Below are 25,481 nucleotides of genomic sequence, written 5' to 3'. Positions count from 1 at the left end.
TCGCCCATGCGCACTGCCCTCTATCCCGGCACCTTTGATCCCGTCACCAACGGCCATATCAGTCTTATTCGGCGTGGCTGCCTGATCTTCGATCGGGTCATTGTCGCAGTGGCGGACAGGACGCCGAAGCCGCCGCTCTTCAGTCAGGAAGAAAGGGTGGCACTCATGCGCGAGGCATTGAAGGACGTGCCCAACGTGGAAGTGGTCCCCTTCACGGGCCTGACCGTGAACTACGCTGCAGAGCGCGGCTGCGACGCCATATTGCGCGGCATGCGGGCCGTGTCCGACTTCGAGGCCGAATTCCAGCTGGCGCTCATGAACCGCCGCCTCAATCGCTCTGTGGAGACGGTCTTCCTCATCACAGACTACCGCTGGCTTTTCATAAGCTCGACTATTGTGAAGGGAGCAGCAAGCCACGGGGCCAACATACACGGCCTTGTGCCGGACAATGTGGAAGAACGCCTAATCAAGGTGTTCAAAAGCGGGCGTGGCCTTGCAGGCACACCCTGTCTTGCGCCCGAGGCCCGGGGCTTTGCGGCAGATGGCCCCATTGCGCCCGAATTTTGCGAAGAAACGGACTTTTGCAGGGCAACGGGCGAGGACTATGAGCAGCAAACAGGCCTCTCCTCCCGCATAGCCATCTATCCCGGCACCTTTGATCCCATAACCAACGGCCATTTGAGTATCCTGCGCAGGGCGCTCAAGGTCTTCGACAAGGTCATAGTGGCAGTGGCGGAAAATGCGGGAAAACACCCCCTCTTCTCCCTTGAGGAGCGCGTGCGCTTTGTCAAGGAAGCAGTGAGGGACAAGAGCTCCCGTATTGAGGTTAGGCCCTACAACAACCTCACGGTGGAATTTGCCAGGGAGTACGGGGCCTGTGCCATATTGCGCGGCCTGCGCGCCACAGGGGATTTCGAGTACGAGTTCCAGCTGGCCCTCATGAACCGGCGCCTTCGCCGCAACATACAGACAGTCTTCTTCATGACGGACTACCGCTGGCTCTACGTAAGTTCCAGCATCATCAAGGCTGCAGTCAGCCACGGCGGATCCATTGAGGGCCTTGTGCCGGACCTTGTGCACGACACCATGGTGGCTCTCTACCAGAAGGGTCGCTTGCACCACAGCACGCCCTGTCTCGGAGCCCCCCTGAAGGGCTATGCCAAGAACACTCCAGACGATGTTTTGGTGGACAAAAAGACAGGGGAGCAGGGATGAACGAAGGATACGAAAAAAGACGCGTCCTCTGCCTTGCCGGCCCCACGGGTGCAGGCAAGACTGCCCTTGCCATACGTCTTGCCAATACTCTTGGCTGCGAAATCGTCAACGCGGACTCGCGCCAGGTGTACGAGGATTTTCCCATCATCACTGCCCAGCCGGATGCCACGGAAAAGGCGCAGGCTCCCCACCACCTCTACGGCTTTCTTGCAACAGACAGGGCCATTGATGTGCAGACCTGGATGGACATGGCCCTGCGCAAGGTGGACGAGATTCTGGAAAAGGGGCGCATTCCGCTGCTTGTGGGCGGAACAGGCATGTATTTCGAGCGGCTCTTGCACGGGATTGCGGACATTCCGGCAGTAGACCAGAGCATTCACATGGAACTCGAAGCCATGGTGGAGAAAAAGGGCGCCCCTGCCCTGCACGCCATGCTCGAAGAAAGGGATCCCGTTCTTTTTGCCCGCCTGCACCCCAACGACAAGCAGCGCATAGTGCGCGGTCTTGAGGTTGCCATGGGCACGGGCCACCCCCTCACCTGGTGGCAGCAAAACGCCCATAAGGAACCTTCCTGCGAAGGCCCCCTCCTGGTTGTAAACACAAGACTTTCGGAGCTTGAGCCAAGGCTTTTGGCGCGCATGGACAAAATGCTTGCCATGGGCGCCCTTGACGAGGCAAGGAAGGCCTACGCTTTGTGCCAGGATGCGAAGGCTCCAGGCTGGAGCGGCATAGGCTGCAGGGAGCTTTACGCCCATCTTTCCGGAAGCCTTGATCTTTCCGAGGCAAGGGATTTGTGGCTCAAGAACACCAGGGCCTATGCCAAGAGACAGATCACCTGGTTTCGCGGAAGGAATGAAGCCATCTGGCTTGGGGCTGATGACCTTGAGGCAGCCCTGCGCGCCTGGGGTGATTTTTGCGCACAATAGAAGACGGTAACATGAAGAAAAGGAGAACAGCGGAATGAACAGGGATGTACGGCCCTGCACAAGGCTTGCAAACGCTTTCCCGAGCTATCACAGGGACTATTGCGAAAGGTACCCCGATAAGATGCGCGAACTTTTCCAAAGGCAGAGCCCAGGCGCCATGATGCTCTCCTGCTGCGATTCGCGCACGGACCCTGCCCTGCTCTTTTCCTGCCATCCTGGCGATCTTTTCGTGCACAGGGCCATAGCAGCCCTGGTCCCGCCTCTGGACTCTCCAGTTGGCGCCTGCATCCGCGCTGCCACCTGTTACGCTGTGGATTCTCTCAAGGTGCGCGACCTCATTGTCCTTGGGCACACTGCCTGTGGCGGCATCTCGGGCCTTGTGAAGGGTGTTGCCGATACCCCCCTGGAAGACTGGATACGGGTTGCGGAACCCGTGCTTGCCAGGGCAAGAGAGCTTCATCCCAATGCCAAGGAAGAAGAGCTTGCAAGGGAGTGCGAGCGCCTGGCGCCCGTCTATTCCCTGAAAAACCTCGAAGCCTACCCCTGGGTTGCCAGGGGGCTCGGGGAAGGGAGGCTTACCATACACGCCTGGCTCTATTCCCTGCGCGAGGGCGAGCTTTTCGAATATGACCTTGCCAATGAGGTGTACAGGCCCATTCCCTAGCCCGGGACAGATACGGACACAATGTCAGCCGTTCAGGGTGCGGACAATCAGGGTCACCATGAGAAGGCCAAGGCTCACGGTAAGGAAGATGCGCACAGCCCTTGCACCCAGGCGCACAGCTGTCCTGCTGCCAAGCCAGTTGCCCACAATGCTTGCCACCACCATGGGAAGGGCTATGGCCCAGACTATCTGTCCGCTCCACAAGAAGATGCAAAGTGCCCCCACGTTGGAGGCGAGGTTCAGCACCTTCACGGAGGCGGACGCCTGCACAAGCCCAAGACCCACAATCCAGTGGAAGGCCAGGATGAGAAAGCTCCCTGTGCCGGGTCCGAAAAAGCCGTCGTAGGTGCCTATGGCAAGGCAGACCAGGGGAACCAGGATGTGGGAGCCCCGGCTCACGTTTGCATCCTTTCGCTCCTTCTTGGGCACGATTGTACAGACCATGGCTATGGGTAGGAGCACTATGAGGATGGTGCCCAAAAGCTTCTCGTCGAGATAGAGGGCGAGGTTCGAGCCAATGCCGGAGCCAATGAGGGAAAAGGGCAGGCCCATCAGGGCAACGCGCCAGAGCACAAGATGGCTGTTGGCAAAGCTTATGAGCGCTACTGCCGTTCCCATGGACGACTGCATCTTGTTGGTGCCAAGGGCCAGATGCGGGGGAAGGCCCGCCAGAAGCAGGGCGGGCAGGGTGATGAGCCCTCCGCCGCCGGCTATGCTGTCTATGAAGCCGGCTACAAGGGCCGCAAGCGAGCAAAAAAGAACTGTTCCCAGAGTTGCGGTAAACATAGGATCTCCTCCAGGCAAAAGCTTGTGACCTCTTTTGGGCTCCCTGACAAGCACTTTCTTCCTTTAAGGTGCAGGGCAGGCGGCCCTGGAGCCAGGGATGCACATGGCCTGGCAGCCAAGGAGTTTTGTCTGCCGTTTTCGTACTTTGGCTGCTTTGCGCCTGATATGCTGGCAAAAGTGCAGTTAAATAACAAAGCAAGACAATACACTTTCAGGGAAATGAATGAGCCCGTTTTTTGGCGAGCCTTGTGCGAAGCGTATTTTTGCAGTAGTTTTGCCTTCCCGTGTGCACGCTTCCCCGGCCTTGGCCAGAATTTGCGTTTTTTTGCACAAGGGAGCAAATTCCCCTGTAAACAGTGAGATACAGGGTACTTGGATGGTAAAAGGAATGGAGCTGTCTTTCCGGCCTGCCTTGACCTCTAGGCACTTCTTGTCTACTGTGAGAAGAGGAGTATGCGACCGCCCTGTGAGGGTGGTGGACCGGTGTGCGGTCCGTCGTATGGGATGTTTAGCATACAAAGGATGTTCTTATGAGGAATGGTAAGGCACTGCTTACGCAGACTCTCAAGGCTGCAGCGTGTACCTTCTGTCTGTTCGCCTGGTGTACGGGCGCTGCGATTGCAGCTGAACTCGAGGAAACAGACAGCGGCGCACCCTCAGCTCTGGTCATGTTTCCCGTCACAGGAGATGGAAAGGCTATCGTCGGCAGCATGAAACCTGCCGTGTTCAACCATCTCGTCCACGAAAAGGCAGTCGAAGACTGCACAACCTGTCACCACACCGGCGATCCGCAGTCCTGTTCGGACTGCCACACGCTCACCGGCAGCCCCGAGGGCAAGGGCATCACGCTTGAACGCGCCATGCATGCCACGAACATCGCTCCCAGGGCCAACGGCAAGACGCCCGTCAGCTGTGTCAGCTGCCACGAGCAGTACTACAAGAGCAAGGCCGAGTGCGCCGGATGCCACAGCATCGTGACGCCCAAGAAGGACGACAAGTGGTGCGCAGTGTGCCACTACGCTGAAGTGACACCCGAACAGCTCGCAAAGGGTACCTCCGGCGCCATGAGCGAGGAAGAGAATCTGGAAATCGCCACCAAGGTCGTGACCGACAAGAAGGCCAACGAGAAGGTAGGCTACTTTGCTCCCACCAAGGTCACCATTGACGCCCTGGCCGACGAGTACAAGCCCCATCTGTTCGCCCACCGCCGCCATGTCGCCAGCCTCGTCGAAGGCATCAAGGACGACAAGCTTGCAGACGCCTTCCACTATCAGCCCGAAGTTATCTGCGCTACCTGCCATCATTACAGCCCGCTCTCCATGCAGCCTCCGAAGTGCGGCAGCTGCCATTCAAAGACCATCGATCCGGCCAACCCCGATCGTCCTACTCTGAAGGCCGCATACCACTTGAACTGCATCGGCTGCCACAACGGCATGAACGTGGCAAGGCCCGTGGCAACAGACTGTGTTGCCTGCCACAAGGCTGTGCCGGCCGAGTAGGAGGGTTCAATGAATCGCAGAAAGTTTCTTACCTTTATGGGAACTGCCGGCGTTGTCTCGGCCCTCGGTACCGCCAAGGTGGCCAAGGCCAGCACCCACACCTTCCCCTATTACGACAATGGCTACGGTGTCCTGCATGACGTGTCCCGCTGCATAGGCTGCCGTCAGTGCGAAAAGGGCTGCAACGCGGTCAACAATCTGCCCGCTCCTGCAGTGCCCTTCGAAGATCACAGCGTGACCTTCACCAAACGCCGCACCACCCCCACTGCCTGGACAGTCGTGAACCGCTACGATCTCGGCAACAACGACTTTGTCTTCCGCAAGATACAGTGCTTCCACTGCAACGATCCGGCCTGCGCCAGCGCCTGCTTCACCAAATGCTATGTGAAGAACCCCGACGGCTCCGTCCACTACGAGGGTTCCCAGTGCGTCGGCTGCCGCTACTGCATGGTCGCCTGTCCGTTCTATATTCCCACCTTCGAGTACGAGGAAGCCTTTGATCCGCTGATCAAGAAGTGCACCTTCTGCGAGGATCGCCTGAAGGAAGGCAAGCTTCCCGGCTGCGTCGAGGCCTGCCCCATGGGCGCCCTCACCTTCGGCCGCCGCAAGGATCTCATCAAGATTGCCCGCAAGCGCATCGAGAAGGATCCCGACAAGTACGTGGACTACATCTACGGCGAACACGATGCCGGCGGCACAGCCTGGATGGTCATCGTACCCAAACCCAAGGGAGCAGAACAGATTCCCACTGGCAACGCTTCCGCCGCAGCTCCCCTCATGTCCAAGGTCGGCCTTGACACCCATCTTGGCACCCAGCCCATGGGCGAGCTCACCTACGGTGCCCTGGGTACAGTGCCCATGATTATTTCCTTCTGGCCTGTCATCTTTGGTGGCGCCTACGGCATGACCAAGCGCCGCGAGGCCATCGAGAAGGCCAACAGGCAGCAGGCTGTTGCGGAAGAGCGCCAGAAGACGGTCGACTGCGCAGTCGAGCTCATCGAAAGGGAACAGGGCAAGGAAGCGGCCGAAAAGGCTCGCGAAGCCATGAACAAGGCCCTGGACGAGCAGGCTGCCGCACGTGGGGAGGACAAGTAGAATGGAAACCAAAATCGTCATCCCGACCAAGGACAAGATGTTCAACATGGGGCCGATGCTCAGGCCGACCCCGGGCAACATCATCACCTGGATTCTGCTCGCAATCGGTCTGGTCGTGACCATCGTGCGCTTCACGCAGGGCATTGGTTCCGTCTCCAACCTTGACGACAACCAGCCTTGGGGCATCTGGATCGGCTTTGACCTTCTGTGCGGCGTGTGCCTGGCCGCAGGCGGCTACTTTACCACGGTTGCCTGCTACGTCATGGGCATGAAACACTTCCACTCCGCGGCTCGCCCGGCAGTGCTCACCGCCTTCCTCGGCTACCTCTTCGTGGTTGTGGCCCTTCTGTATGACCTCGGCCATCCGCTGCGTCTGCCCTACATGTTCTTCTTCCCCGGCACCACCTCCGTGCTCTTCGAAGTCGGCCTGTGCGTTGCAACGTATCTGACCGTTCTTTTCCTTGAGTTCTCGGTGGCCCCGGCAGAATGGCTGAGCAAGAAGTTCCCCTTCCTGCTCACCTACAGGCACTGGATTGAAAAGATCGGCATCCTGCTCACCATCATGGGCGTCTGCCTTTCCACCCTGCACCAGTCCTCGCTCGGTTCCCTCTACCTCATCGCTCCCGGAAAGCTGCATCCTCTGTGGTACAGCCCCTTCCTGCCCATGTTCTTCTTCGTGTCCTCCATGATTGCCGGCGCATCCATGGTGGTTTTCGAAGGCATGCTCTCCCACGCTGGCATGCATGCCTACATGGACAAGAAGCACTTGAGCCAGGCAGACGGCGTAACCCTGAGCTTCTCCAAGGCCGCAGCCTTCATCCTGTGCTCCTACTTCATCATGCGCTTTGTGGACATGCTGGTTCATGGCAATGCCCCCTACCTCTTCTCGTCCTACGGCGCCTGGTGGCTGGTTGAAATGTTCGGCTTCGTGCTGACCCCTGCCATTCTCTATGCAAAGGGTTCGCGTGATCTGAACGTGCCTCTGTGCCGCGCTGCTTCCGCAATGGCTGTTTGCGGTATCGTGCTGAACCGCTGGACGATCAGCATGATTGCCTACAACTACCAGCTGCCCGCAGCCGAGCGCTACTTCCCCAGTCTTTCCGAAATCATGGTGTCCGTGTTCGTCGTGACCATGATTGTCACGGCCTACAGGTTCATCTGCTACCATATGCCTATCCTGTACGAGCATCCCGATTTCAAGGAAGACCACTAGAGCCGGCAGGAGACAACCATGGAATTTGATACCTTTTACCAGTACTTCATCTATTCCAAGAACTGGGCATACATATCCATTATTCTTATCCTGCCCACCTTCGCTCTCATCTGGAACACCATCATCTATCCCACCAAGGACAAGGACGTCCTGAAGATAGTTGATTGGGTCAAATCTAAGTTGTGCTGCTGCAAGAAGGATAAGAAGGCCTAGAAATAGTGCATATCCCCCATCCCCCTTGAGGGGGGATGGGTGGCACAACACCTCATGGATGCAGAGCAAAAAGGTTTTTTCCTTTTTGCTCTGCTTTGTCTTGAGGGCAGAGACAAATTCCCGTGCCATGAACACGGGCTACGGAGTGGAACATGTGTCTTGCCATACCCGCAAAGGTTGTGGAAAAACTTGAAAACAGCATGCTGAAGGTGCGTGTGGGCAATGGCCCAACCCTGCTCACAGCCTCGGAGATGCTCCTGCCTGAGCCATCAAAGGTGGGGGACTATCTCATAGTGCACGCGGGCTTTGCCATGAAGAAGCTTGACCCCAAGGAAGCGGAAGAAAGTCTTGCTGCCTTGAGGGAATTTGCCACTGCCCTGGAAAGGGACGGCCAGCTCTAGCCCGATTTTGGGCGTTCGGGCATTTGACTTTACCCCCAATTGCACCGTAAATTTTTGCCTTTCCCTGTCTTCCCTTCACATTCACGCTTTTTTTAAAAGCGCACAGGGGAAGAACCCACATCTCAATGCACCAAAATCGGGATACCCCGTATCGCCCGAGACTGCCAATTCTCTCAATCAGAGTGCCGAACCACGAGTGCGACAAATGAGTGACTACAAGAAAACCCTGAATCTTCCTGCCACGAAGTTTCCCATGCGTGCCAATCTGGTCCAGATGGAACCCAAGATGATGGAGCACTGGGACAAGATAGACGCGAACAGAGCCATGCTCGATGCCCCCTGCCCCAATGGCGAGTACGTTTTGCACGACGGCCCGCCCTACGCAAACGGCCACATCCACATGGGCCATGCCCTGAACAAGATTTTGAAGGACATCATCATAAAGTCCCGCAACATGCAGGGCTACCACGCTGTCTATGTTCCCGGCTGGGACTGCCACGGCCTTCCAATCGAACACAAGGTCGAGGAAGAACTCAAGGGCAAGAAGAAGACCCTGCCGGCACACGTTGTGCGCAAAATCTGCCGCGAATACGCCAGCAAGTGGATCGATGTGCAGCGCAAGGAATTCCGCAGACTGGGCGTTTTCGGGGACTGGGACAATCCCTATTTGAGCATGCGTCCGGAGTTCGAATCCGCCACGAGCATGGAGCTTGCACGTTTCGTTGAAAACGGCAGCGTCATCCGTGCCAAAAAGCCCATCTACTGGTGCGGCCATTGCCACACTGCCCTGGCAGAAGCAGAAGTGGAGTACAAGGACGTTTCCTCGCACTCCATCTATGTGCGCTTTGCCTTAAACGACGAAAAGCTTAAAGGCATTTTCGACAAGGCGGATCCTTCCCGCGCCTACGTTATCATCTGGACTACCACCCCCTGGACTATTCCGGACAACATGGGCGTGTGCCTCAATCCGGAATATTTCTACGTCCTTGTGGAAGCGGACGGCTGCCAGTATGTGGTCGCAAGGGAACTTCTGGAAAAGTGCGCGAAGGAATTCGGCTGGGAGAACTATACAGTTCTCGGCGAGGCAGAGGGCAAGGCCTTCGAGGGCTTAAAGGCCACCCATCCCATCTACGATCGCGTCTCCCTTGTTGTCCTTGGAGGCCACGTTACCCTGGATGCCGGTACAGGCTGCGTGCACACAGCACCCGGACATGGCCCCGAGGACTACGAGGTGGGTCTCAAATACGGCCTTGAGATCTACTCTCCCCTGGACGACGCTGCCCGCTTCCTGCCTTCCGTTCCCTACTTTGCAGGCATGAACGTCTTCGAGGCCAACGTGCCGGTCATCGAGAAGCTGAAGGAAGTGAACGCCCTCATGGGCTCAGGCAAGATCGAGCACAGCTATCCGCACTGCTGGCGCTGCAAAAATCCCCTCATCTTCCGCGCGACCACACAGTGGTTCATCAGCATGGAAGCCAACAACCTGCGCGAGAAGGCCCTTTCCGCCATCAACAACGACGTGAACTGGATTCCCTCCTGGGGCCGCGAGCGTATCTACAACATGATCGCTACCCGTCCGGACTGGTGCATTTCCCGCCAGCGCCAGTGGGGCGTGCCCATTCTGGCTCTTCTGTGCGAGGACTGCGGCGAAGCCTGGAACGACGCTTCCTGGATGAAGGACCTCTCGGAACGCTTTGCAAAGCATCCCACAGGCTGCGACTACTGGTTCGAGGCGGACCTTGCAGACATCGTGCCCGAAGGCCTCACCTGCCCCCATTGCGGAGGCAATCACTGGAAGAAGGAAACCGACATCCTTGATGTCTGGTTCGACTCCGGCACGACATGGTCCGCAGTGCTCAAGCAGCGCGACGAGCTCTCCTTCCCCGCCGACCTCTATCTGGAAGGCTCGGATCAGCACCGCGGCTGGTTCCACAGCTCCCTTCTGGTCTCCCTGGGCTCCCAGGGCTGCGCGCCCTACCGCAATGTCCTGACCCACGGCTATGTGGTGGACGGCAAGGGCTTCAAGATGTCCAAATCCGTGGGCAACGTCATTGCCCCGCAGGAAATTATTGCCAAATACGGCGCAGACGTGGTTCGCCTGTGGGCCTCCAGTGTGGAGTACAGGGACGACGTGCGTCTGTCCGACGACATCATTGCCCGCCTTGTGGACGCCTACCGCCGCATCCGCAACACCTGCCGCTACATTCTTGGCTGCGTGGACAAGCTGGAGCAAAAGGACATTCTGCCCATCGAAGAGCTTCTGCCTCTTGATCGGGCAAGCGTCAGCACGGCAGCCCAGATCTACCAGAGCGTGCAGCAGGCCTACCTTGCCTACGACTTCCACAGGGTCTACCACATCCTGCACGAATACTGCGTCACAGACCTCTCTGTCCTGTGCATCGACGTTCTGAAGGACCGCATCTACTGCTCTGCAAAGACCTCGAAAGAGTACAAGTCTGCTGTGACCGCACTCTTCCACATTCTGGAACTGCTTGTGCGCGAACTCGCCCCTGTGCTTTCCTTCACGGCCGAGGAGATCTACACCTACTTCCCGGCGGCCTTCAAGGGCGACGAAAAGACCGTCTTTGCCCTGCGCAGCGTGGATTGCTCCTCCTGGATATTGCCAGAGGATGTGCGCAACGACTGGAAGGTGCTGCAGGATGTGCGTGGTGCTGTGACCCGTGCCATCGAACCTTTGCGCCGCGACGGCAAGATCGGCCACTCCCTGGACACCAACGTGACCCTCTATGTGGACGAGCAAATCAAGGGCTGCCTTGAGAGGATTGGCGCAGACATGCGCGAATACTGCCTTGTTTCCAGACTCGACATCGAGGCTCTGGACAAGGCAGGCGCTGAAGCTGTTCGCGACGAACAGGTTGCGGGCCTTGCCATTGCCGTGACCAGGGCAGAGGGGACCAAGTGCCCGCGCTGCTGGATGTACTCCACGGAAATCGGCACCATTCCTGCCCACTCGGACCTCTGCCCCCGCTGCGCAGGCGTCATGGACGAACTGGCAGCCCAGGAGTAGGCAGCCATGGGCAGACGCTGGCGCTTCCTGCTCTTTTCCGTGCCCCTGGTCGTTGTTTTCGATCAGGCGAGCAAGTGGCTTGTGAACCAGACAATCCCCCTGGGCGGAAGTATTCCCGTCCTCGACGGGCTCTTCAATCTGGTCAACATCCGCAACCGCGGCGCGGCCTTCGGCTTTCTGAACCGCTCGGACATAGACTGGCAGCTGTGGTTCTTCCTTGCCGCGACCATCGTGGCCTGCCTCATCATTGTCCAGCTCATACGCAAGAGCGGCGAGGCGCCACTTCTGTGGCTCGGCTTTGGCCTTGTCATGGGCGGAGCTTTGGGCAACCTCATAGACAGGCTGCGCGAGCGGGCTGTCACGGATTTTCTGGACTTCTACTGGCAAAACGCCCACTGGCCGGCCTTCAACGTGGCAGACATTGCCATCTGCGTTGGGGCCGGCCTGGCCGGGCTTGCCATCATCCTGGGCCACGACAAGCGCGGCCTCGATCAGCCCGCAAAGTAAGGAGTACATATGACCTTTGCCTGGTGGCACGTCCTTGTTGCCATTATTCCCATACTGCCCAACCTCTGGGGCGTCTGGCACATCTGGAGCCATGACTTTAACGACGATTTGCCCAAGAAAGTCACCTGGCTCATGCTCTGTGTCTTCCTGCCGGTCGTGGGAGGCCTTCTCTATCTTCTCCTTGGCAAAAGGCTTGCCGGAAAGAAGATCAACCGCAAGGCTATTCAACAATAACAGAATTTTTGTGTTGCCTCGTGTGGGGCAACGCGAGAACGACTGAACCAGCCTTTCTCTCTTCTCGCTGTTTTTCGGAGTGAACCTTGAAACAAGTATCTCTTCTTCTCGTACTGGGCCTTTTAGCGACCTCCGTTTCTGGTTGCGCCAACAGAAACGACGAGATGGAAGCCCAGCTCATGCAGCACGACGCCCAGATACGCCAGATGCAGCCCGTGCAGGCCGATTCCTGGAACCAGGTACAGGCCCTGCGCGAGGAAGTGCAGGATCTGCGCGGCCAGATTGCTGACTTGCGCAGAATCGGTGGCTCCGCTGTGCTTGTGGACAAGCTGAACCGCCACGACGCTGCCCTGCGCCAGATAGAAACCTCCATGGCCCTGCAGTTTGACCTTGGCGATCCCATAGCCCCTGTCCAGCAGGGTGGCGTGGCAGCCCAGCAACAGGTTCCGAACTTCGGCCAGGACGCTGGTGCAGCCACATCCCTGACCCAGGCTTCTGCAGCTGACAATACGCCCTCCTACGGTGGCATTGGTGGCGGCACTGCCGCAGCAGCTGCTACAGGCGCGGCTGCTGCTTCTGCCAGCACCTGGGGCCAGGCAACACCCAAGCCCGAACAGCCCAAGGCACAGAAGGACATGACTGTTGCCCTGTATGATGCTGGCGTGAACGCCTTCAAGGCCAGAAAGTACACCGAAGCCCAGCGCTCCTTCAGCGATTTTCTGAAGAACTACGGCTCCGACTCCAAGGCCCCCCAGGCCCAGTACTATCTGGCAGAGTGCTACTTCCAGACCAACCAGTTTGCCGACGCGGCACTCGCCTACGACACAGTGATCACAAAGTATCCCTCTTCCAGCAAGGCTCCCGGAGCCTACCTGAAGCAGGGCATCTGCTTCAGCAAACTGAAGCAGAACAAGGCTGCCAGGGCCCGCATGAACGAACTCATCAAGAAGTATCCCAAGAGCCCAGAGGCAGCCAGGGCAAAGACGTTCCTCAAGACAAACGCCTAACCCCATTTTTGCCAAACGGATTTTGCTGCCGGATACGTCAAAGTACGTGTCCGGCTTTTTTACAGCCTTTTGCCAGAAAGGGGGCAAAGTCACTTTGGGCTTTTTGCCAATCCCGACTGTGCAGCCCCGGCTCTGGTCGGTTTTCGGCTACGCCACAATAGTAGACCCCGGCCCATGGACGGTGGGTCGGGGTCGAAAACTAAAACCGTGTAAAGGGGACGCCTTAACGCGCCGCGCCAGCCCCGGTTCCTGTTCCCAGCAGGTTCCGGGGTTCCCTTTTTATGTAGATCTGGTTTGAAGACCTGTCCAGCCCTCTGCCGGGCTTTTTCTACCTGTGTCGGGAAGCGAGGGACACGGCAGAAGACAAAATAACTGTCTGCGATCACAGGCTTTTGCATACCATACAAATTCCAAAACAAGTGCTAGACGGACGTACTTGTATGCGTTAGTCTGCACTTGCACGGTTGCCTTGCTTTTTCGTCAAAGCCCTGCGTTCGGCGCGGAGCAAGCCAGAATTAGGAGGCAGCCATGAAGAGATTGGTCTTCATCCTGCTCGCCATTGCGGCTTTAGTCCTGTTCCCGGCGTCTAACGCCATGTAACATGACCCCGGCCCAGTGAAGGTGGGTCGGGGCCGAAAACTTAATCCTTCAAATGGCGACCGTGTAAAGGGGACGCCTTAACGCGCCGCGCCAGCCCCGGTTCCTGTTCGTCTCAGGATCCGGGGCTCCCTTTTTATGTAGCTCCTATTCTAGAGTCTGTCCAGCCCTATGACATGCTTTTTTCCCAATTGCAGGAAGAGACAGGCCAGAAACAGTGCACACTACACGACCTGCGCAAGCACCCAGTTCAGAACATTCTTCTTTTGGACGCCACTGTATTCGCTCTCTGCAAAGACCGTATCGAGTGTCAGCAGATACTTCGGATAGTTGTCCCTGATCTTTTGCAGGGGAGCAAGCTCACGCACAAGCACATCCTCGGAAAGCGTTGTCGCGGCCACCTGATAGTATTCGGGCCTGCCGTCCCTGATGGCGACAAAGTCCACTTCTCCATCGGCTCCAAGCTGACCAACAAAAACCTGATAGCCACGGCGTCGTAGTTCAAGATAGACCAGATTCTCGAGGATATGGCCAATGTCGGACGAACGTGTCCTGACCAACATATTCCTTAGGGCCACGTCTGCGACGTAGTATTTGTTGATCGAGAAAAGCAGTTCCCTGCCCCGGATATTGTATCGCCTGGCCTGAAAAAACAGCAGCCCTTCCGTCAGACCGTGCAGATAGCGGTCCACTGTCTTGGGGTCGATTTTCCTGCCACGGGATGTCATTGCCTTGGCTATGGCCGCAGGCGACGTCCTGTTGCCGATGTTGCGCAGGAGAAAGCGTGTCACGTCTTCCAGCATGTTCACATCGGCCACATGAAAGCGTTTCACGATGTCGTTGAGCAGAACACCTTCGTAGACAGCGCGCATGTACTCACGGGCTTCCTCCTGGCCCAGGCCGTACTTGTGGACATGGGGGAAGGAGCCAAGGCTCACATAGAGATCCAGTTTCTCGTTGTCGGAAAGTCTGCGTCTTTCCTCGTCAAGGCCTGCGCAAAACTCGCCAAAGGACAGGGGCAGCATCTCAAGTTCCACGTAGCGTCCGGTGAGCAGTGTAGCAGGCTCCCCGGACATGAAATAGGCGTTGGAACCAGTCAGATAGAGATCGCAATTTTCCTTCAGAAGCAGACTGTCCACAGCCTTCTGGAAATCAGGAACATGCTGGATCTCGTCAAGGAAGACATACGTCTTTGCCTCCGGCACAAGGCGGGATGCGACGTAGCGTTAGAGTGCCCTGTAGTCCAGAAGCTCCTCATGGCTGATATCCTCAAAGTTGATGCTGACAATCCTCTCTCCTGCGACACCGTGTTCCTGCAGATACTGTCCGTACATTGCGAACAGGGTGGATTTGCCGCAGCGGCGGACACCGCTGACGACCTTCACAATCTGTCTGTCCCTGTGGCGGACAAGCCAGTTCAGATACCCCCTTCTCTCGATGTGCCGCATGGGGGCACCTCCATACGCAGAAGCCTGGCAATAAAAATGGAATGAAATCCATTTTTTTGAAGATGTCCCCGACTCGGCTCATTGTCACAGAACAGGCACAAAAAGAGCCCGACTTTCAGACAGGGACACTCAGACACAGTCCATACCTGTCTTGCAACTTTCAGCAACGATATCAAAATATTGCCAACTGAGACCCATCACGGGTCCGGAAAATCACACTCCCTGCACTGCGCGTGGGGATACACTCTTGCGCCACAATCGTCGCGCACGCTTCACTCCCCTGTAACCTTTCTGCCCTATGGAGCTTGCGAACATACAGACCAAGGATACAGCCCAAGGAGGAAGCCCATGCGCATAATTCGCAAACTTTCCGCTCTGATTCTGCTTCTTGTCCTCGCCATGACCGGCACTGCCCATGCCAAGGACAAGACCGTTCTCTTGCAGAGCAAGCACTGGGACCCTATTGTCAAACAGACCCTGAACGACGCCATGACCCGTTTTGGCAAGACTGCCAGCGACTACGATCCGTCCATCCGTCCCTATGCAGTGTTCGATTTCGACAACACTGTCGCCATCCTGGACGTGGAGGAACAGCTCGCCATCTATCAGCTGGAAAACCTAGCCTTCGCGATCCCGGCTGACAAGATGTACGATGTGCTCACCACCGGCATCCCCAACCCCGATGCCGAGCTTGGCGGTGACTATGGCAAGCACACTGTCGCAAGTGTGGCAAGGGACGCTGCTGAAGCCTACAAGAAGCTGTGCGCCAAGGGTTGGGTAAAGGTCGACAACTACAAGGATCAGAAAAACCGCCCCTGGCTCAAAAGCAGCGACTGGCAGGAATTTGCCACCAAGGCCCGCTGGCTCTACAGCGCCATAGGCGATTCCATGGACGTGTCCGTGTCCTACCCCTGGATCACCTACTGGTTCACGGGCATGACTCCGGCCCAGGTGCACGACATGGCCTACACGGCCTTTGTGGACTACGATCAGAAGAGCAAGGCAAAGGATTTCTGGAAGAAGCTCTCCTGGACAAGCCCCAAAGACTATCCCGGTGCAAAGGCAGGCCAGCTCACAGTTTCCTTCAACCAGGGCGTGACAGTCTCTCCCGAACTGCTTGAGCTCTTCGCTGCCCTTGAAGCCAACGGCATCGACGCATGGATCTGCTCTGCCTCCTTCACGGACGTCATCACTGCCGCAGTCAAGGCCTTCAACATCCCTGGCGTGAACGGCGTTGTGGCCATGGCCAACAAGAAGGTGAACGGCGTCTACGCGAACGAATACGACTACGACTTCCACGCCCAGACCCAGGGTCCCGGCAAGGCAGAAAGTCTGGACAAGCTGGTGCGTCCCCTCTACCGCAACGCCGGCCCCATGCTGGTTGCCTTTGACTCTCAGGGCGACTTCAACTTCTGCACAGTCTACAAGGACACTGCCGTGGGCCTTGGCCTCAACCGCGCCCGCAAGGACGACGCAGGTCTGCTCGCTGCCATTGCCGTCTACCAGAACAAAAAGAACATCACCCTTGAAGAAAGCCTCAAGGCAGGCGACACCCGCTACGTTCTGCAGGGCAGAAACGAAAACGGCGGCTACCTCTGGGCAAGGCCCGAAATCCAGGCCCTTGGCAAGGACAAGCCCGTTCTTTTGAGCTCCAAGGCAGAAGGTTGGCTCAAGATGCTCGAAAGCGGCACGACTCCGAAGCAGCTTCTGGATCAGGCGCCGAGCCTCACAGGCAAGCTCAAGACCTACGAGGGCTACAAGACCCGCTAAACCTTGTTTCCATCCTTCCCTTCTTTTCCCGAGGACAGGACTTTGTGTCCTGTCCTCTTTTTTTAGGCAGTGAAGCCTCCATCCACCATGATGGTCTGGCCTGTCACATAGGAAGAGGCCTCACTTGCAAGAAAGATGGCGCAGCCCCAGAGATCCTCAAGCCTGCCGTTGCGGCCCACGCAGGTTTGGGCAGCGTTTTGGGCTGCAAGCGCCTTGTTTTCAAAGACAGGTGCCGTGAGGGCTGTGGGGAAAAAGCCGGGTCCTATGGCATTGCAGGTGATGCCATGTTCTCCCCATTCCCTGGCAATGGCCCTTGTCAGCTGCACTATGCCGCCCTTGGCTGCGCCGTAGGGAGCGCTGTTGGCAAAGGCCCTGAAGGACTGCAGGGAAGCGATGTTAATGATGCGGCCCCAGTGGTTTTGCGCCATGGCTGGCGCAAGGCCTTGTGTCAGGAAGAAGGGGGCAGTCAGATGCACGTTGAGCTGTGCCTCCCAGGTCCTGGGGGAAACCGTGCCAAAGGGTTCGCGCAGGTTCACGCCTGCAGCGTTCACAAGGATATCGACTCTCTCATAGAGCTCAAGCGCTTCCTTCGCGCAAGAGAGTGCCCCCTCGGCAGATCCGAGATCGCAGGGAAGGGTATTGGTCTCTATCCCCTCTTCTTCCATGCTCACCCTTGCCTTGCAAAGGACATCCTCCCTTCTTGCCACAAGGAGTATTCTGGCCCCGGCATATCCAAGGGCCCTTGCAATGGCGTAGCCTATGCCAGAACTTCCTCCTGTCACAAGGGCGGTCTTCCCCTTCAGGGAAAAGAGCTTCTCTGTCAGCTGCATCACAACCTCCTCATTTGCACAAGGCCCGGAGAAGCATTGCTTCCCCGGGCCTATTCCAAATGTCCAGACTCTATTGCCTTGGCTTAGGCATTGGCAATGTAGTCCTGGCCGAATTCAAGGGCCTTCAGATTGGCTGCCTTGATCTTCTCAGGAAGAAAGAGCTGCAGGGCCTTCTCAAACACGTCCACGCCAAAGGGCAGGAGGTTGGAGGCGCAAAGTGCAGCCAAGAGCACGGTGTTGCCGGCCTGAACAGCGCCTGCCTTCATGCCGAGCTCGCGGCAGGGCAGAAAATGGCTTTGCGAGGCGACCTCGCCCACGCGCGCCTTTATTTCGTCCATGGAAGGGTACTTTTCCACCCCAAGGGCAACGCTCACAGGGGGCATGGCGTCGGAACTGGAAAAGACCACCCCGCCCTTGCGCAGATAGGGAAGCCCGCGCAGGGTTTCCAGAGGCTCGAAGCCCAGGATGATGTCCGCCTCGCCGTATTCGAGCTTGGGAGATCTCCAGCCGCCGAGCAAAAGGACAGATTCCACGACACCGCCGCGCTGGGCCATGCCATGCACCTCGCCTGCCACCACATCCACGCCTGCGTAGAGGGCAGTTCTGGCAAGCAGGGCAGTGGCAGTCAAAGAACCCTGGCCGCCCACACCGGTGAAATAGATGCGAAGTCTTTTTTGTGCACTCATTTCTCTTCTCCCCCTACCCGCGCTTCACAAGCTTGAAGCTCTTGGGCGCCACCTGCAGGCACACGCCGCAGCCTGTGCACAGGGTCTTGTCCACACTGTATTCACCGTTTATGCAGCAGAATGCCGGGCAGGCAAAGCTGTCAACGCAACGCCTGGTCTCCTCTCCCTGGGCAATGACCTCAGCGACACGGCTTGCGCCCTTGCCAAGAGAGCGGCGGGCATACAGGGCACAGGGCTCTTCGGCAATAAGTACGCGCACGCCCTTCATGTCCCTGAATTCTTCCAGGGCCTTTTCCACGGAGCGCAGATTGAAGGAGCTCACCTTGCGCACCTGGGTCACGCCAATGCCGCACACAATGGCCTCGATGTCGAGGTGGCGCATCATGTCGCCCAGCTGTTCCTGTATCATGCCGGGGTTGGGCTGATGGCCTGTCATGGCAGTGGTGCCGTTGTCGAGGATCACGACTATAACGTCCATCTCGTTGAAGAGCGCATTGGCAAGGCCTGTCATGCCGGAATGGAAGAAGGTGGAATCCCCGATGAAGCCCACAACAGGTTTCCTGGCAACCATGGCAAAGCCGGAGCCGGCGGAAATGGAAGAGCCCATGCAGAAGAGGAAGTCAGCGCACTTCAGGGGCGGCAGCATGCCGAGCGTGTAGCAGCCGATGTCGCTTGAGTAGACTGCGTCGTCGCCGAAAATCTTTCTGGCAGCGTAGAACACTGCCCTGTGGGAACAGCCGGCGCACAGGTTCGGAGGTCTCTTGGGAAGGTTTGCGGCAGGCTCAATGACTGCCTCTTCGCAAGGCTCGCCAAGGAAGGAGGAAAGTGCCTGCACAAGCTTCGGAGTGGAGTTTTCGCCCTGTATGGTCAAAATCTCGCCCTTGCCTTCAACTTTCACGTCAAGGCCCGTCTTCTGGGCAATGGCGCGCACGCCGTTTTCAAGCAGGGGATCGTTTTCCTCGACAACAAGAACGCGTTCCAGATCCTGCATAAAGGAAGCAATGAGCTTTTCAGGCAGGGGCCAGGTCATGCCTAGCTCAAGAACACAGACTTTGTCTTCCCAGCCCTTTTCTTCCAGAGCGTCCCAGACATAGCTTCTGGAAATGCCGGAGGCTATGACACCGATCTTCGGCCTGGAAGCAGGCACGTGGCTCACGTTGAAGGAGGATGTTTCGGCAATTTCCTGCGCCTTGGCCATATTCTCCTCGAGGACCTTGTGGCGCACCTTTGCCACAGCGGGCACAGGCACGTGGCGCAGGGGATTGCGCTTGAATTCAACCAGATCGTCTCTTGAGGCAGGCAAATCACCAAAGCGCACGGCACCGCGCATGTGGTTCACGCGCGTTGTGGTGCGCAAAAGGACAGGCTGTTCCAGCTCCCTTGCAATGCGGAAGGCTTCTTTTGTCATATCCTTGGCTTCCTGGGCAGAGGAAGGCTCAAGACAGGGCAGGCCTGCAGCGCGGGCGTAGTTGCGGTTGTCCTGCTCGTTTTGCGAGGAGTGGAAGCCGGGATCGTCAGCGGAAAGGACAACCAGACCTCCGGGAAGGCCAGTGTAGGTGGCGGTAAAGAGCGGGTCCGCTGCCACGTTGAGACCCACGTGCTTCATGGTGACAAGGGCCTTTGCACCGGCAAGAGCAGCGCCGCAGGCGACCTCCATGGCGACCTTCTCGTTCACCGAATATTGCAGGGTGTAGCAGTCACCGTTTCCGCCTATGCGGCGGAAGGTGTCCGGCACCTCCGAGGAGGGTGTGCCGGGATAACAGGTGACTACATGGACACCGGCCTCCAGCGCACCACGCACTATGGCTTCATTGCCCAACAAGAGGTGGCATTCGTCGCCCTTTCCCTGAAGCAGTGGATTGCTCATCTGTTTTTCTCCTGAAATCGCGAAAAGGAATGGCTTTCGTTTCGTTCCTTTTCGCATGCACTAAAAAAGGCATTTTCCTGCCTTCCGCACCCCGCAAGCCCCAAAGGGGCCACAAGGATTGCGGCCATCAGCCGGAAAATGCCGTCCTGACAAAAAAATCTGTGCTTTCCCGGCTACTTGGATGCTTTAGGCGCCTCGATCTTGGGGGCTTCGGCAGCTTCTGCCTTTGCCATGGCGCGCAAATCCCTTGCACGGGTTGCGCAGTAGTCCTTCTCGATGGGCGCCACAAGGGCTGTGGCAGCAAGATCGTCAAAGGTCTTTGCGGCAAGCTCGTACTGCTTTGCCCTGGCAGCCCCCTCTGCCAGCATCATCTTGGCCTGCACGCCGGTCTGGGGAGTCAGGCGGGGCAAAAGACCCTGCAGAATGCGCACGCCCTCTGCGTACTTTTCCTCGCTCATGAGTATGCCTGCCTGATTGATGGCAGCGGCAAGGCCAAGGGGCGTGTCATAAGCGGACTTTGCCACAAGGGCGTACGCCTGTTCTGCACGCTCGGGAAAATTCTGGGCAAGGGCGCTGCGCACCTCGGCAACGGCTATGGCCGTGCGCATGGAGGAAGGCGCAGAGGCCGCAAGCTTTTCCAAAGCTTCGAGCTGCCTTGCATCAGAGGGACCAGCCATGACCTTGGAAAGCTCCATCAGGGTGTCCTCGCGCTGGCCTTCCTGCACGTAGTTGTAGATGGCAGTTCCAAGCAGGGCTGCCAGAAGCAGAACAATGACGGCTATGATATATTTCGAATTGCTGACTATGAATTCCAGCAGGGGCCTGTTTTCCGCTGCCACCTCGGACTGGATGTTGGCCATCATGCCCGGGGCTGCGGATTGAAGCGGACTGCTATCGACTCTGTTCATGGAAGGAATACTCCTGCTATTTCTTTTGGGGACCCTGGGGCCCCTGCAGCCACGGGCTGCCTGTATCTCTGGGACTGTGGTCCAGCCCCTTCGTGCAAAAGGCTGCCCGGGGTTCCCGGGCAGCCGGATAGGGTGTTATTTGTTGAAAAGCATTTCCTGATAGGTGGGCAGTGTCCACATGTCTTCGGGAATAACGCACTCAAGCCTGTCCGCCACGGCGCGCACCTCGTTCATGACGGGGAGCACTTCCTCGCAATAGCGTTTGGAGCGGCTCTCAAGGTTGGTTTCGCCCTCTATGGCCTCCATCCTTGCCTCAAGCTCGTTGGTTTTCTCCTGCAGGGCGCGGATGCCGTCCGTCACCACATCAAGGGTGGTGGTTTTGAACTCGCGTCCCATGGCCTTTAAGGCCACGCAGGTCTCGGCAAGGAGCTTTTGGTAGTTCAGGGCAGCAGGGAAGATGCTCTGGCGGGACATGCGCACTGTGAGTGTTGCCTCGGTGCGCAGGGTCTTGCAGTACTGGCCCAAATAGATCTCGACCCTGGCCCTGATTTCTGCAGGGTTCATGATGCCGAGGCGCTCGTAGAGTTCCACCACCTCGGGGTCCTGCAGGACAGGAATGGCCTCGGGCGTGTTGTGGAGGTTGGGAAGGCCCCTGCGCTCTGCTTCCTTGTGCCAGATCTCTGAGTAGCCGTCGCCGTTGAAGATGACTGCGCTGTGCTCTTCCATCACGTGGGTGATGAAGCTCTGGATGGCGTCCTTCAGGGTCACGCCACTTGCCATCTCCCTTTCAAGCCAGTCTGCGGCGTAGGCGAGGGAGTCTGCCATGATGGCGTTCAGGGCAGTGATGGAATCCGCAGCGGACTGGCTGGAACCAAGGGCCCTGAATTCGAAGCGGTTGCCCACAAAGGCAATGGGGCTTGTGCGATTGCGATCGCCCGGGTCCCTGGGCAGGGGAGGCAGGGTGTCCACGCCAATGTCCATGCTGCCCTTCTTCTTGCCGGACTCAGCGTGCTCCAGATGGCCTGCGCGGAAGGCTTCGAGCACCTGGGTGAGTTCGTCGCCAAGGAAGATGGACATGATGGCCGGCGGGGCCTCGTTTGCGCCAAGGCGATGGTCGTTGCTGGCAGAGGCCACTGTCGCGCGCAAGAGGCCGCCGTACTTGTGCACTGCCCGGATGAGAGCAGAGCAGAACACCAGGAACTTTGCGTTTTCGTGGGGTGTGTCGCCGGGATTGAAGAGGGAACCAAGCTCTGCACTGCCAACGCTGTAGTTCAGGTGCTTGCCTGAACCGTTGATGCAGGAGAAGGGCTTTTCGTGCAAAAGGCACTTCAAGCCATGGTGCTTTGCCACATTGCGCAGGGCAGCCATGATCATGTGGTTGTGATCAACGGCCACGTTGGCCTGCTCGTACATGGGGGCGATTTCGTACTGGCTCGGAGCCACCTCGTTGTGCCTTGTGATGACAGGCACACCCAGCTTGTAGAGCTCGCGCTCAACCTCCATCATGAAGGAGAGCACGCGCTGGGGGATGACGCCAAAGTACTGGTCGCTGAATTCCTGGCCCTTGGCAGGACGCGCACCGAAAAGGGTGCGGCCGCCGATGAGCAGATCCTGGCGGGCAAAGTTGTAGTTGTTGTCGATAAGAAAGTATTCCTGCTCAAGGCCTGCGTAGCTTACGATGGGCAGATCGGTCTTCACCCCAAAGAGGTCGAGCACCCTCTTTGCCTCGCGGTTCAGGGCCTGTCCCGAGCGCAGCATGGGGGTCTTCTTGTCCAGCACAACACCTGTCCAGGAAAGGAACATGGTTGGAATGCACAGGACAATGCAGTTGGGATTTTCCTGCAAATAGGCAGGACTTGTGACGTCCCAGGCAGTGTAGCCCCTGGCCTCGAAGGTGGAGCGAAGGCCACCGGAGGGGAAGGAGGAGCCGTCCGCCTCGCCGCGGATGAGCATGGAGCCGGAAAATTCCGCAATAACGCCGCCGTGCCCGTCGGGGCTCAGGAAACTGTCGTGCTTTTCTGCAGTCTGGCCTGTGAGGGGGTAGAAGATATGGGTGTAGTGGGTTGCGCCGTGCTCTATGGCCCAGTCCTTCATCACGGCTGCCACAGTGTCGGCAATGGCCGGATCCAGGGCCTCGCCGTAGCGTATTGTCTTGGTCAGGGAGCGGTACACGGATTTGGGCAGACGCTCGCGCATGACCTTGTCGTTGAAGACATTGCAGGCAAAGATTTCCGTAGGCTTCACATTGCGGAAGTTGAATCCGTCTTCCTCGGGATTGTACGTCGTGATGGCCTGTATGGCGCTCTGACGTGCGCTTGACTTGCTCATGAACACTCCTTGAAGAGCCCCGGGCTGTCCGCCCGAAAAATTGACCTGTTCCTGGCGAACGGAATCCTGACGAACGTGTCTCTAGCGAACGGAGACGATCTCGATGTCGAACACGAGATCCTTGCCGGCAAGCTCGTGGTTCGCGTCAAGAGTCACTTCCGTGTCCGTCACTTCGGAAATGACGGCATACATGGTGCCGTGTTCATTGGAGAGTGCAACACGGGTGCCCACAGTGGCGGGAATGCTGGCCGGCACCTGGGCGCGCTCGACTGTAAAGAGGAGCTTCTCGTCCACAGTACCGTAGGCCTGCTCGCAGGGTATGGTCACGGAGAATCGGTCCCCCACCTCGTGTCCTTTGACTGCCTGCTCGAAGCCGGGGATCATCTCGCCCTTGCCCACGGTGAATTCCAAAGGCTCGCGGCCAGGGGTGCGCGAAGAATCGAACTGCTGGCCGTCCGTAAGGGTGCCAGTGTAATGAACCTTGACGGTATCGCCATTTTCTATGGGCATAGCCTCTCCTCGAAATGCGTCCTTGAAAAATGTGTTGGCAAAAATGTTTTGAGCAGCATGTATCCTGCTCTTCAGGCAAAAATGAAAGGATTTTCATAGCGCAAAAGAGCCTGCTTCACAAGAGCCGGAAAAGGCCGCAAAAAAGCGGCAAAAAGGGCCAGGAAAGGCGGTGAAGACTATGGCCCCTGGGAGAGCACTTTGAAAGTCTGCCCTTCCTTTCTCATCCTTGGGACAGACAGGTGCCAAGCAGGGTTCAGTAGGGCCAAATCGCGACAAAAACGCTTCTTGACAAAGGGCGCGTGCAGGATCTACCTTTCGCCCTTCCCCCGAAAATATTCATATATTCAGCAGAGTTCGAAACAAATCGGAGGCAAGACAATGCCTGGTATCCGTTCCAGCTACACTGATTCCGTCAACTTCTTTGGCCAAAGCACCCCCCGCGCCCTGGTCGAGGAATTTGGCACCCCCCTCTACGTCTACAGCGAAAAAATTTTGCGCGAGAGATGCCGTGAGCTCGTCTCCATGTGCAAGACAAGGGGCTTTACGGTCAACTATTCCGCAAAGGCCAATACCAACCCTGCCCTTCTCTCCGTCATCCGCGAGGAAGGACTGACCGTTGACGCCATGAGCCCTGGCGAGCTGCACATGGACCTTCTGGCTGGCTTTGACAAGAGCAATATCTTCTACATCTCCAACAACATTTCCCCTGCGGAGATGAAGAATGCCATTGCCCACGATCTGCTCGTCAGCGTGGACTCCCTCTCCCAGCTCGACCTCTACGGAAGGCTGAACCCCGGCGGAAAGGTCATGGTCCGCTTCAATCCAGGCATTGGCGCAGGCCACAGCAAGAAGGTCATCACAGCCGGCAAGGAGACAAAGTTTGGTGTCTGCCCCGAGGACACGGACAAGGTGGCCGAAATCCTTGCTCGCCACAACCTCACCCTGGCAGGAGCAACACAGCACATTGGTTCCCTTTTCATGCAGCCCGACGGCTACGTGGCAGCTGCGGACTTTTTGCTCAACTTTGTGGAAAATCTGCCCGAAAGCCTTCGCGCCAATCTCGAGGTCATCGACTTTGGCGGCGGCTTTGGCATTCCCTACCACAAGTACGAGAACGAAGCGCGCCTTGATCTCAATGAGCTTGGGGCACGTCTGGACGAGCTTTTTGCTGCCTTCATTGCAAAGACAGGCTACACAGGACGCTTCCTTGTCGAACCCGGCCGCTACGTTGTGGCAGAATGCGGACTTCTCCTTGGCAGCGTAGAGGCTGTGAAGAACAACGGTCCCAAGCGCTATGTGGGCACGGACCTTGGCTTCAACGTCCTTGTGCGCCCTGCCATGTACGACAGCTTCCACGATGTGGAAATCTACGGCGAGGGAGAGAATCGTCCGGAAATGGTGCAGACCCTTGTGGGCAACATCTGCGAGAGCGGCGACATCCTTGCCAAGGAAAGGACCTGGCCTGAGATCCACGAGGACGACATTGTGGGCGTGCTCGATGCAGGCGCCTACGGATTTGCCATGTCCTCCAGCTACAACACGCGCTGTCTTCCGGCTGAAGTGCTCATCCCCCTGGAAGGAAAGCCAAGGCTCATCCGCCGCCGCCAGACCCTGGACGATCTGACAGCAACCCTCGTGTAGGCCTTTCCCGGGACCCTGGTCCCAATCCATCTTTTCGTGCCGGACAGCTCACATGGAGCCAGTCCGGCACTTTGCGCCTTTTCCCAAAAGCCCCGGGAAGAGCCCCAA

The 25,481-nt window shown here is 57.6% G+C and carries 22 protein-coding genes and 2 pseudogenes; 15 read left to right on the top strand and 9 right to left on the bottom strand.

Annotation, left to right across the window (positions count from 1 at the left end; translation table 11 throughout):
- Positions 1–6 precede the first annotated feature (6 nt).
- The 4 genes and pseudogenes from coaD (B5F76_RS04170) to B5F76_RS04155 form a co-directional block, all read left to right on the top strand.
- Positions 7–465, top strand: a pseudogene (coaD, locus tag B5F76_RS04170) (pantetheine-phosphate adenylyltransferase); the annotation flags it as partial.
- Positions 466–633: 168 nt separating this feature from the next.
- The gene (coaD, locus tag B5F76_RS04165) at positions 634–1,215 is read left to right on the top strand and encodes a pantetheine-phosphate adenylyltransferase (protein ID WP_239406959.1); all 582 of its coding nucleotides are present in this window, start codon (positions 634–636) and stop codon (positions 1,213–1,215) included.
- The gene (gene miaA / locus B5F76_RS04160) at positions 1,212–2,141 is read left to right on the top strand and encodes a tRNA (adenosine(37)-N6)-dimethylallyltransferase MiaA (RefSeq protein ID WP_087351573.1); all 930 of its coding nucleotides are present in this window, start codon (positions 1,212–1,214) and stop codon (positions 2,139–2,141) included. Before coaD (B5F76_RS04165) ends, miaA begins: the two co-directional genes overlap by 4 nt.
- A gap of 34 nt (positions 2,142–2,175) precedes the next feature.
- Positions 2,176–2,805 carry a carbonic anhydrase gene (locus B5F76_RS04155; protein WP_087351570.1) on the top strand — a complete coding sequence of 210 codons (630 nt, stop codon included), beginning with the start codon at positions 2,176–2,178 and terminating at the stop codon, positions 2,803–2,805.
- A 24-nt stretch (positions 2,806–2,829) separates the two neighbouring features.
- On the opposite strand, the gene B5F76_RS04150 is transcribed toward B5F76_RS04155, so the two are convergent.
- On the bottom strand, positions 2,830–3,591 hold the full coding sequence (locus tag B5F76_RS04150; RefSeq protein WP_087351567.1) for a sulfite exporter TauE/SafE family protein: 762 nt from the start codon (positions 3,589–3,591) through the stop codon (positions 2,830–2,832).
- Positions 3,592–4,121: 530 nt separating this feature from the next.
- Between B5F76_RS04150 and B5F76_RS04145 the strand changes: the two genes are divergently transcribed.
- The 9 genes from B5F76_RS04145 (at position 4,122) to ybgF (ending at position 12,788) form a co-directional block, all read left to right on the top strand.
- On the top strand, positions 4,122–5,090 hold the full coding sequence (locus B5F76_RS04145; protein ID WP_087351564.1) for a cytochrome c3 family protein: 969 nt from the start codon (positions 4,122–4,124) through the stop codon (positions 5,088–5,090).
- A 9-nt stretch (positions 5,091–5,099) separates the two neighbouring features.
- Positions 5,100–6,185 (top strand): 4Fe-4S dicluster domain-containing protein, encoded by a 1,086-nt coding sequence (locus B5F76_RS04140; RefSeq protein WP_087351561.1) that lies wholly within the window; start codon positions 5,100–5,102, stop codon positions 6,183–6,185.
- Between the two features lie 37 nt (positions 6,186–6,222).
- Positions 6,223–7,398 (top strand): sulfate respiration complex protein HmcC, encoded by a 1,176-nt coding sequence (hmcC, locus tag B5F76_RS04135; protein ID WP_204218321.1) that lies wholly within the window; start codon positions 6,223–6,225, stop codon positions 7,396–7,398.
- 18 nt (positions 7,399–7,416) lie between these two features.
- Complete coding sequence (locus B5F76_RS04130; protein WP_087351555.1) at positions 7,417–7,611, top strand: hypothetical protein; 195 nt, start codon at positions 7,417–7,419, stop codon at positions 7,609–7,611.
- Positions 7,612–7,763: 152 nt separating this feature from the next.
- Positions 7,764–8,012, top strand: a complete 249-nt coding sequence (locus B5F76_RS04125) for a HypC/HybG/HupF family hydrogenase formation chaperone (RefSeq protein WP_087351552.1) — start codon at positions 7,764–7,766, stop codon at positions 8,010–8,012.
- Between the two features lie 205 nt (positions 8,013–8,217).
- The gene (gene ileS, locus B5F76_RS04120; RefSeq protein ID WP_087351549.1) at positions 8,218–11,040 is read left to right on the top strand and encodes an isoleucine--tRNA ligase; all 2,823 of its coding nucleotides are present in this window, start codon (positions 8,218–8,220) and stop codon (positions 11,038–11,040) included.
- A 6-nt stretch (positions 11,041–11,046) separates the two neighbouring features.
- Positions 11,047–11,547 carry a signal peptidase II gene (gene lspA / locus B5F76_RS04115; protein WP_087351546.1) on the top strand — a complete coding sequence of 167 codons (501 nt, stop codon included), beginning with the start codon at positions 11,047–11,049 and terminating at the stop codon, positions 11,545–11,547.
- 9 nt (positions 11,548–11,556) lie between these two features.
- The gene (locus tag B5F76_RS04110) at positions 11,557–11,781 is read left to right on the top strand and encodes a PLDc N-terminal domain-containing protein (RefSeq protein ID WP_087351543.1); all 225 of its coding nucleotides are present in this window, start codon (positions 11,557–11,559) and stop codon (positions 11,779–11,781) included.
- Positions 11,782–11,867: 86 nt separating this feature from the next.
- Complete coding sequence (gene ybgF / locus B5F76_RS04105; protein WP_239406956.1) at positions 11,868–12,788, top strand: tol-pal system protein YbgF; 921 nt, start codon at positions 11,868–11,870, stop codon at positions 12,786–12,788.
- An 821-nt stretch (positions 12,789–13,609) separates the two neighbouring features.
- Here the strand turns inward: ybgF and B5F76_RS15305 are convergent.
- Complete coding sequence (locus B5F76_RS15305; protein ID WP_342633803.1) at positions 13,610–14,257, bottom strand: ATP-binding protein; 648 nt, start codon at positions 14,255–14,257, stop codon at positions 13,610–13,612.
- A 135-nt stretch (positions 14,258–14,392) separates the two neighbouring features.
- A pseudogene (locus tag B5F76_RS15460) lies at positions 14,393–14,833 on the bottom strand (ATP-binding protein); the annotation flags it as partial.
- A 348-nt stretch (positions 14,834–15,181) separates the two neighbouring features.
- On the opposite strand from B5F76_RS15460, the gene B5F76_RS04095 reads away from it, so the two are divergent.
- The gene (locus tag B5F76_RS04095; RefSeq protein WP_087351536.1) at positions 15,182–16,603 is read left to right on the top strand and encodes a haloacid dehalogenase-like hydrolase; all 1,422 of its coding nucleotides are present in this window, start codon (positions 15,182–15,184) and stop codon (positions 16,601–16,603) included.
- Positions 16,604–16,665: 62 nt separating this feature from the next.
- On the opposite strand, the gene B5F76_RS04090 is transcribed toward B5F76_RS04095, so the two are convergent.
- From B5F76_RS04090 to B5F76_RS04065, 6 genes are all read right to left on the bottom strand, one after another.
- Positions 16,666–17,433 carry an SDR family NAD(P)-dependent oxidoreductase gene (locus B5F76_RS04090; RefSeq protein WP_087351533.1) on the bottom strand — a complete coding sequence of 256 codons (768 nt, stop codon included), beginning with the start codon at positions 17,431–17,433 and terminating at the stop codon, positions 16,666–16,668.
- Between the two features lie 83 nt (positions 17,434–17,516).
- The gene (locus B5F76_RS04085; RefSeq protein ID WP_087351530.1) at positions 17,517–18,119 is read right to left on the bottom strand and encodes an indolepyruvate oxidoreductase subunit beta; all 603 of its coding nucleotides are present in this window, start codon (positions 18,117–18,119) and stop codon (positions 17,517–17,519) included.
- 13 nt (positions 18,120–18,132) lie between these two features.
- The gene (gene iorA, locus B5F76_RS04080) at positions 18,133–19,986 is read right to left on the bottom strand and encodes an indolepyruvate ferredoxin oxidoreductase subunit alpha (protein WP_087351527.1); all 1,854 of its coding nucleotides are present in this window, start codon (positions 19,984–19,986) and stop codon (positions 18,133–18,135) included.
- A 173-nt stretch (positions 19,987–20,159) separates the two neighbouring features.
- Positions 20,160–20,894: a tetratricopeptide repeat protein gene (locus B5F76_RS04075; RefSeq protein ID WP_087351524.1), complete on the bottom strand. Its 735-nt coding sequence runs from the start codon at positions 20,892–20,894 to the stop codon at positions 20,160–20,162.
- 135 nt (positions 20,895–21,029) lie between these two features.
- Positions 21,030–23,222, bottom strand: a complete 2,193-nt coding sequence (locus tag B5F76_RS04070) for a glutamine synthetase III family protein (RefSeq protein ID WP_087351521.1) — start codon at positions 23,220–23,222, stop codon at positions 21,030–21,032.
- A gap of 81 nt (positions 23,223–23,303) precedes the next feature.
- Positions 23,304–23,732: an FKBP-type peptidyl-prolyl cis-trans isomerase gene (locus B5F76_RS04065; protein ID WP_087351518.1), complete on the bottom strand. Its 429-nt coding sequence runs from the start codon at positions 23,730–23,732 to the stop codon at positions 23,304–23,306.
- Between the two features lie 378 nt (positions 23,733–24,110).
- On the opposite strand from B5F76_RS04065, the gene lysA reads away from it, so the two are divergent.
- Entirely contained in the window at positions 24,111–25,373 is a 1,263-nt protein-coding gene (gene lysA, locus B5F76_RS04060; protein WP_087351514.1) for a diaminopimelate decarboxylase, read from the top strand.
- Positions 25,374–25,481 lie beyond the last annotated feature (108 nt).

Source organism: Desulfovibrio sp. An276, assembly GCF_002159665.1.
GTDB classification, from domain to species: Bacteria; Desulfobacterota; Desulfovibrionia; order Desulfovibrionales; family Desulfovibrionaceae; genus Desulfovibrio; species Desulfovibrio faecigallinarum.
This window is presented reverse-complemented; position numbering and strand designations above follow the sequence as displayed.

Excerpts from the sequence above, each read along its gene's own strand:
- miaA (WP_087351573.1), top strand. The coding sequence starts at position 1,212 with ATGAACGAAGGATACGAAAAAAGACGCGTCCTCTGCCTTGCCGGCCCC.
- B5F76_RS04155 (WP_087351570.1), top strand. The coding sequence starts at position 2,176 with ATGAACAGGGATGTACGGCCCTGCACAAGGCTTGCAAACGCTTTCCCG.
- B5F76_RS04150 (WP_087351567.1), bottom strand. The coding sequence starts at position 3,591 with ATGTTTACCGCAACTCTGGGAACAGTTCTTTTTTGCTCGCTTGCGGCC.
- B5F76_RS04145 (WP_087351564.1), top strand. The coding sequence starts at position 4,122 with ATGAGGAATGGTAAGGCACTGCTTACGCAGACTCTCAAGGCTGCAGCG.
- B5F76_RS04140 (WP_087351561.1), top strand. The coding sequence starts at position 5,100 with ATGAATCGCAGAAAGTTTCTTACCTTTATGGGAACTGCCGGCGTTGTC.
- hmcC (WP_204218321.1), top strand. The coding sequence starts at position 6,223 with ATGTTCAACATGGGGCCGATGCTCAGGCCGACCCCGGGCAACATCATC.
- B5F76_RS04130 (WP_087351555.1), top strand. The coding sequence starts at position 7,417 with ATGGAATTTGATACCTTTTACCAGTACTTCATCTATTCCAAGAACTGG.
- B5F76_RS04125 (WP_087351552.1), top strand. The coding sequence starts at position 7,764 with ATGTGTCTTGCCATACCCGCAAAGGTTGTGGAAAAACTTGAAAACAGC.
- ileS (WP_087351549.1), top strand. The coding sequence starts at position 8,218 with ATGAGTGACTACAAGAAAACCCTGAATCTTCCTGCCACGAAGTTTCCC.
- lspA (WP_087351546.1), top strand. The coding sequence starts at position 11,047 with ATGGGCAGACGCTGGCGCTTCCTGCTCTTTTCCGTGCCCCTGGTCGTT.
- B5F76_RS04110 (WP_087351543.1), top strand. The coding sequence starts at position 11,557 with ATGACCTTTGCCTGGTGGCACGTCCTTGTTGCCATTATTCCCATACTG.
- B5F76_RS15305 (WP_342633803.1), bottom strand. The coding sequence starts at position 14,257 with ATGCGCGCTGTCTACGAAGGTGTTCTGCTCAACGACATCGTGAAACGC.
- B5F76_RS04095 (WP_087351536.1), top strand. The coding sequence starts at position 15,182 with ATGCGCATAATTCGCAAACTTTCCGCTCTGATTCTGCTTCTTGTCCTC.
- B5F76_RS04090 (WP_087351533.1), bottom strand. The coding sequence starts at position 17,433 with ATGCAGCTGACAGAGAAGCTCTTTTCCCTGAAGGGGAAGACCGCCCTT.
- B5F76_RS04085 (WP_087351530.1), bottom strand. The coding sequence starts at position 18,119 with ATGAGTGCACAAAAAAGACTTCGCATCTATTTCACCGGTGTGGGCGGC.
- iorA (WP_087351527.1), bottom strand. The coding sequence starts at position 19,986 with ATGAGCAATCCACTGCTTCAGGGAAAGGGCGACGAATGCCACCTCTTG.
- B5F76_RS04075 (WP_087351524.1), bottom strand. The coding sequence starts at position 20,894 with ATGAACAGAGTCGATAGCAGTCCGCTTCAATCCGCAGCCCCGGGCATG.
- B5F76_RS04070 (WP_087351521.1), bottom strand. The coding sequence starts at position 23,222 with ATGAGCAAGTCAAGCGCACGTCAGAGCGCCATACAGGCCATCACGACG.
- B5F76_RS04065 (WP_087351518.1), bottom strand. The coding sequence starts at position 23,732 with ATGCCCATAGAAAATGGCGATACCGTCAAGGTTCATTACACTGGCACC.
- lysA (WP_087351514.1), top strand. The coding sequence starts at position 24,111 with ATGCCTGGTATCCGTTCCAGCTACACTGATTCCGTCAACTTCTTTGGC.